At 33.3% G+C, this 6491-nt stretch carries 6 protein-coding genes and 4 pseudogenes; 4 read left to right on the top strand and 6 right to left on the bottom strand.

Translation table 11 applies throughout. The features are described 5' to 3' along the window. Nucleotides 1-110: 110 nt before the first annotated feature. Both LB100_RS03320 and LB100_RS03315 read right to left on the bottom strand, forming a co-directional pair. Nucleotides 111-575 carry a phage baseplate assembly protein V gene (locus tag LB100_RS03320; protein WP_264720123.1) on the bottom strand — a complete coding sequence of 155 codons (465 nt, stop codon included), beginning with the start codon at nt 573-575 and terminating at the stop codon, nt 111-113. Then, nucleotides 562-762, bottom strand: a pseudogene (locus tag LB100_RS03315) (hypothetical protein); the annotation flags it as partial. The gene LB100_RS03320 and the pseudogene LB100_RS03315, both read right to left, overlap by 14 nt. A gap of 82 nt (nt 763-844) precedes the next feature. Between LB100_RS03315 and tnpA the strand changes: the two are divergent. Continuing rightward, a pseudogene (tnpA, locus tag LB100_RS03310) lies at nt 845-1263 on the top strand (IS200/IS605 family transposase). A gap of 144 nt (nt 1264-1407) precedes the next feature. Then, a pseudogene (locus tag LB100_RS03305) lies at nt 1408-2154 on the top strand (IS5 family transposase). A 667-nt stretch (nt 2155-2821) separates the two neighbouring features. Here the strand turns inward: LB100_RS03305 and LB100_RS03300 are convergent. Continuing rightward, the gene (locus LB100_RS03300) at nt 2822-3253 is read right to left on the bottom strand and encodes a hypothetical protein (RefSeq protein ID WP_143689087.1); all 432 of its coding nucleotides are present in this window, start codon (nt 3251-3253) and stop codon (nt 2822-2824) included. A gap of 425 nt (nt 3254-3678) precedes the next feature. Between LB100_RS03300 and LB100_RS03295 the strand changes: the two genes are divergently transcribed. After that, nucleotides 3679-3954, top strand: a complete 276-nt coding sequence (locus LB100_RS03295; RefSeq protein ID WP_456201454.1) for a hypothetical protein — start codon at nt 3679-3681, stop codon at nt 3952-3954. Between the two features lie 282 nt (nt 3955-4236). Beyond that, on the top strand, nt 4237-5298 hold the full coding sequence (locus LB100_RS03290) for a hypothetical protein (protein ID WP_456201453.1): 1062 nt from the start codon (nt 4237-4239) through the stop codon (nt 5296-5298). A gap of 258 nt (nt 5299-5556) precedes the next feature. Here the strand turns inward: LB100_RS03290 and LB100_RS03285 are convergent. The 3 genes and pseudogenes from LB100_RS03285 to LB100_RS03275 form a co-directional block, all read right to left on the bottom strand. Next, a pseudogene (locus LB100_RS03285) lies at nt 5557-5698 on the bottom strand (IS3 family transposase); the annotation flags it as partial. A gap of 73 nt (nt 5699-5771) precedes the next feature. Further along, nucleotides 5772-6179, bottom strand: coding sequence for a nucleoside deaminase (locus tag LB100_RS03280; protein WP_010404879.1), 408 nt, complete (start codon nt 6177-6179; stop codon nt 5772-5774). Nucleotides 6180-6196: 17 nt separating this feature from the next. Further along, nucleotides 6197-6481: a hypothetical protein gene (locus tag LB100_RS03275; RefSeq protein ID WP_456201452.1), complete on the bottom strand. Its 285-nt coding sequence runs from the start codon at nt 6479-6481 to the stop codon at nt 6197-6199. Nucleotides 6482-6491: the final 10 nt, after the last annotated feature.

The following is a 6491-nucleotide window of genomic DNA, read 5'->3' as shown; positions in this document are numbered from 1 at the left end:
TTTTTTTTTGGTCTAGTTTATGGGGTGCATTATACTCCCGCTCACACAGACATGAATCGGCATACCTGTACAATGATCTCCTATGCAAACAACTGCTTTACTCATATATATCAATTTAAGTCTATTCTTCTTGCTTTTAATTTAATACTACCTTTTGTCATTTCTATACTTGATCCCCCAGCCTTAAGTGTTATTTTGTCCACTACTTCAATCTCTAAATGATGTTTCCCTTTATCATATGTAAACTTCGTCCCATCTTGAAATTTTACACTATTTATTTCTTTTTTATTCTCTGGTGCAGGGTACTTTTCCTGATATATTCCTGGTAATACTACTCCTAATAATAGTTCACCAAGAGGAGAAAATACCATAACTTGTTCATTAATATCTGGAGGAGACCAATCTCTATCTTTTCCTGCTTTGCTTGTTATCCATGGCAACCAACCTGTTAAAAATTCTCCTATTTTAACTCTTACTTTTGCTTTTTCATAATCTATTTCTTTAACTAAGCCTATATGAATAATGTTTGCTAGCTTCCTATTTAGGTCTGAAATCGCGAAACTATGGTCTAACATGCACTTCACCTATCTCAATAACATGTGGCATTATGCCTGTTGACCATACTGATTTACCCGCGTGTACCTCATGAAACCATTCAACTAGCCACACAAGATAAGCATCTAGTTCTGGCCTAAATCCGTCAATTTCCGCAGATATAAATTCTCCCGGTGAAACATTTTTCATATTCCAAGTATTTTTATTGTCCCAAATTTGGGAGAAAAACCCTGGACTTGAAGTCCATCCTTTTAAGAATATAATTTTAAGGTAAAAAGTCTGAAAGAATGTGGAATATTATAGAAAAAGCAGTCACTCTGTATATGAATGTACATATCACATAGTGTGGATAACAAAATATCGATATCCAGTACTAGTTGGAGATATTGGACAGAAAGCTAAAGAAGTTGTACAAGAAGTATGTACAAATAATCAAGTAGAAATTATCAGAGGTAGAGTTGCGTCAACATGTATACGTTTCTGTACCCCCATACTTAAGTATTAGTAAGTTAGTGCAGTTAATAAAAGGAAAAAGTTCCAGAAAAATCCAGCAAAACTTTCCAGAGCTAAAAAAGAGATACTGGGTTGTGGGCAGTAGGCTACTTTGTCAGGACTAACGGAAATGTAACTGACGAAATGATAAAAAATTATATTGAAAATCACTCTAAAAAAGAAGATAAATTTGGTGACTTTCAAGTCGAAAGTTAGCATTCTATGCTCTCTCTCAATCTTTGGATTTTAATCCATAGTGGTTGAATTACTACTCTCGCAACCTCAGCAGCTAATGTTCTAAGAGCCTGTACGTGATCTCTGAATATTGTAAGATGAGGTATAGCTGATATGAGGTAAACTATGAGGAATACATATCCAAGCGACATAAGTTGTAAAAAATTCGAAAAGATTAGACCAATTTTAGAAAGTGTGCGAGAAAAGACGAAGCCAAGAAAATTGGATTTATATGAGTTATTTTGCGGTGTGCTTTATGTGCTAAAAAGTGGCTGTCAGTTGCGAATGCTGCCAAAAGAGTTTCCAAAATGGCGCAATTGTTACGATTACTTCAAGATATGGAGTAAAAAACCGAATGAAGATAGAAAAAGTGTTCTAGAAATTGTCTTAAAAAAAATTAATTGGAGAGGTTCGTTCCAACAGTGATCAGAATACCAAAACAAGCTTCTGCATCATTGATGCCCAAAATGTAAAAAATACCGATATTGCTGAAGAAAAAGGTTATGATGCTGGCAAGAAAATTTCAGGAATAAAGCGTCATATTGCAGTAGATACGCAAGATTTACCACATGCAATTTATATTACTACAGCTAATATCGGAGATCGTAATGCTGCTGTAGAGATGATTTGTAAAGCAAGGAAAAATCTTTCCGAAGTTCAAAATATACTAGTTGATGCAGGTTATACAGGAGGAAATTTTGCAACTCAAATAAAAACGACTATTGGTGCAATTGTTGAAGTAATAAAACGAAGTGAATTACACACCTTTGTTGTATTGCCAAAAAGGTGGGTTGTAGAGCGTTCTTTTGCTTGGCTGGAAAAGTGTAGACGATTGTGGAAAATTGCGAGCGAAAGCTCAATACTAGCCTATAAATGGTCGTTCTTGCTTTTACTGCTTTGCTTCTCAAAAGATTATGAACAGGCTCTAAGAACTTTTTTAGTCAAGTATTGGTTTTCATTCCAACAGATACAACAACAGGCTATACCAATATTCTCATATGGTTGTTAAACCAAATGGAATTGCCAACAACCCAATTTCCTACTTGATACCTTGCCATCGTGTTACTCGTAAATCTGCCGCTGGAGAGTAGAACGTAAGAATTGCTTATGAATTCACCTTTATGCGGCATAATATCGATTAATCTTTTCTTTAATTTATTTTTCCAACCTTTCAATCATTATCTTTAATCAATTATATTTTGCCATTTTATAGATTAAAAAAATTTAACTTATCCTTTTCAAATAATATTAGCATGACTTACCTTTTTTTGGGGTCTAGTAATTCTCTAGGAATTGTCTTCTTGAATTCTATGGTATTTTGTTTAACATTGACGCATGAATCTGGGATCCAGAAATTTTAAGTAAGCACGCTGAGCTGGTTGGCATAAAAGTAGTTGCTTTATGTTAAAATTAATATTTTTGACTAGATTACATGCAGAGCTGGATCCCAGTGTCACGCATTGGGATGATACCCTTATACTTGACTGGCTATAACACTTAAGAAGTTTAATGCCAGAAACCAGGTTATACAACGGATACTTCATCTGCCTTTTCCTTTATGTTTACCCTTAGTTGAAGACTGAGCTTTTATAAATAGCTCCCAAAATCCTTTTTTATCACCTTCTCTGTGTATCAATTGTGCAAAATGCTTCATTAAACCACTACCCATCATAACCATCTTTGTCCATTTACCTAGCGGCTTTGTTATATCAACTATTTCTAGATCTTCTTTGTAAACTTGAATATCTTTTTGCTTCTCGCTTAGCATTTCCTGTTGTTTCATCAACTCTTTTTGCTTATTTTTTTGATATAATTCATTAAATCTTCTATTTTCTTCCCATTCTTCTTTGAGAACTTTTAGAGGAAATATAATTTTTCTAATGTGATTTTTGTATATTTTTCTCAAAAAGAGAAATACTGCAATTACAGCAAGTAATATTGTACTATATGTAATGATTTGTCCGAACGGCATTTTTATACTCAGCTTATTGGCAAGCGGTATTTACAATTATACCATAACTATAGAAATTTTACAATTTTTTTCTGGATAAAGATAGTAGACTAAAAATTTCTAAAGAACAAAAGCAACGTATTTACGTACAGGCTATCAACTACTACACTCAAAACTGACAAGTGATTAATCATTGGAGAAGGAATCACGGCTCTCTAATGAATAAAGATGGACTGTGTCAAGCTGGTGAGTAAGGTGGAAATTGAATAATTGTTGGTTATCATGCTAGATCTAAAATATAAGTTATAAAATTTTTAATCATTTTGGCTTATAATAATTTCTGAGTTAACCTGAGATTTCCTGAACTGTGGTTTCTTTTACCCATGTTGAATTCTCAGCTTTTATACTCTAATTTAATTCCAGTTTTGACTGTATAGGAGGTCACAATGTCAAACAATATCTATAGCGATCAAGTTAATAATAGTAATTTATATGCCAACAAACTTTTTTATGGTGAAGAGGGTGAGCAAGTCGAAAATCTAAGAGATCAGGTTGCGGGAGAAGAGGATGCTGTGGAATCACAAAAAGAAATTACAAAATTAGAAGAAGAAGTTGATAAGTTAAAAAAACAAGTTCAAGAAGAAAGAGAGAATGTAGAGGCAGAATTTAAAGGTAAGTTAAAAGAAGCTGAGAATGAAGCAAAAGCAGAAGTTGATAAATAAAAAAAACAAGTTCAAGAAGAAAGAGAGAAGGTAGAGGCAGAATTTAAAGATAAGTTAAAAGAAGCTGAGAGTGAAGCTAATAAGGTAAAAGAAGAAAATGATAAGTTAAAAAAACAAGTTCAAGAAGAAAGAGAGAATGTAGAGGCAGAATTTAAAGGTAAGTTAAAAGAAGCTGAGAATGAAGCAAAAGCAGAAGTTGATAAATTAAAAAAACAAGTTCAAGAAGAAAGAGAGAAGGTAGAACAAACTAAGAATGAAGCTGAGGCAGCAAAAGAGGAAGTTTTGAGGTACAAAATTGAACAGGAGAAAGAAGAAGTGATGCAGAGTAAGATTGAAGGAGTAAAAGAAGAACTTTTAAAGTGTAAAATTAACATGGCAAAAGCAGAGACTGAGTGGTATAAAAAAGCAGCTGAAGAATGTAAAAATGAGAAAAGAATCGGTACAGATAAACCTAGTATTAAGGTAGGGAATGAAAATGATAGAGGCAAACATGTTACCAATGAAGGAGGGAATGAAAATGATAGAGGCAAACATGTTACCAATGAAGGAGGGAATGAAAATGATAGAGGCAAACATGTTACCAATGAAGGAGGGAATGAAAGTGGAGAAATTACATCTCGAGAAATAACACCAGATCTTAGCCTGCCAGGAATTTGTGGGCCTCATGCTCATTTGTATAAATCGAATAATAAGATAGGTTGTCAAGGTTTTAATACATCTGATTTATTAAAAGAACTCTATCCTGAGATGTATAGTAATTCTAAAATTTTGCCATATATAGAAAAGGGATCAGAGGGTATTTATAGTGCAGTAAATTTTAAATTTGCCTTTACTGATACTATTAGTTCAGCAGCCAACTTTGGTAATACGAAATGTCTTAAATGTATTGATAGTCCACAAGAGTTAGCTTGTCAGGACGAGAAGGTTAAGAGTTTCTGCCAATCTGGCAATGATTATGCTAATAAAGAATTAAACAAGAATTTTTTTTCTAGAGAATCATGTCCTGATCTCATCAAAGACCCCGGTGGAGCAAGTATTGTGAAAGCGAAACAAGTTGCACCATTGATAATTGTTAATAACGCAGGGAATATGATAGATAAAGAGGGCAATAATACTCAAGTACACTATAATTCATTAAAGCCTTATCTAAAGCTTAATGGTAAAATCAGGGACTGTGGAAATGATCAAAAGTGTAAAGATTATAATGCAATTATGGAGAAAGTTGCATGGGATAGTGATAAGGAAGTACTATTAAAAGCTGTCTTTGATAATGTGCAAAGAACAACTCCTTACTCTTATGATAATGAGGTTAGTTCTTTTCCCATTGATAATGAGTTGATATAAGAGAGAATGTTCTCTGGATTTTTTAGTTCAGAGAACACTTTTGTAGAAAAATAGAGTTGGTGACCTTACTCAAAAAAAAGTAGAGAAGAAGTTTTTGTTGTGAGAATAAATTTAGCAGAGTTTATAATATAATATTTAAGTTATTTATGATAAAAAATATATTTTTTGCATAACCAGCCAGTCTGGGATTTAACAAGAAAATCTAGATTCCAGCGTTACGCGCTGAAACTCTTTAAATTCCAGTAGTGCAAGAAATCTAATTTCTACGTATTCAAATATGGAAGTTCTAGTTTGCTGAACAGAACGTTGAGAAGTATCAATAAGAAGCTCCCTTTTGAGTAAACTTTTCTGCAACGGAGTTATCGTAATAACATCCCTTATGTACGTTGCATGAGCAGATTGGTCAAATATACGAAAGAGTTATAATACAGATTTTACTCAAAAAATATTGAAACAATCTCACACATCTTAAACTAAGTTCTCAATTTCTCAAAGAAATCTTTTAATAAAAGAGAACATTTTGTTTCTAATATTCCACCATAAACTTCAGGTATGTGGTTACAGAATTGAAATATTCTAGTGCCGTTTTCAACTCCTCCACCTTTGGGATTGTAAGCCCCGAAGTATAGACGTTTAATTTTTGCAAAAGAGATAGCTTGAGCGCACATCGGGCACGGCTCTAACGTTACGTACATTTCAGCTTCATAAAGCGTGGAAGTTGAAAATGCTTGTCTAATTGTTAACATTTCTGCATGTGCAGTTGGATCATTAGATATATTGTGTGCAGAGGAGATGATATTGTTTCCATTAACTATTACAGCACCTATTGGCACTTCGCCATCTTTCTGAGCAAGTTTTGCTTGCTCTATGGCAAGTTCCATGTATTGGTACTTAAACATTAGGTGCTTGGGTAAATATAATTTTCTTTTCTTGGCTTTTCTAGGTTATAGAATTCACTAAGGACTATTGTCCTTTTTACAAGGCTATCTATTTCTTGCTTTAAATATTTTTTTATTTCTTCTACCGATTTTAGTTCGTTTATAGCTACAATTACTTCTTCCATTATATCCTCTATAATTTGATCCTCCTCTAATTTATATATTATTTGTTCTACATGCCTATTCAATTCCTCGAAGGTCGCAGATCCATATGTAATGCTATCTTTACTGTTTCTTAGTAACATTTTTTACCTC

It is taken from the genome of Wolbachia endosymbiont of Protocalliphora sialia (genome assembly GCF_053891855.1).
This window is presented reverse-complemented; position numbering and strand designations above follow the sequence as displayed.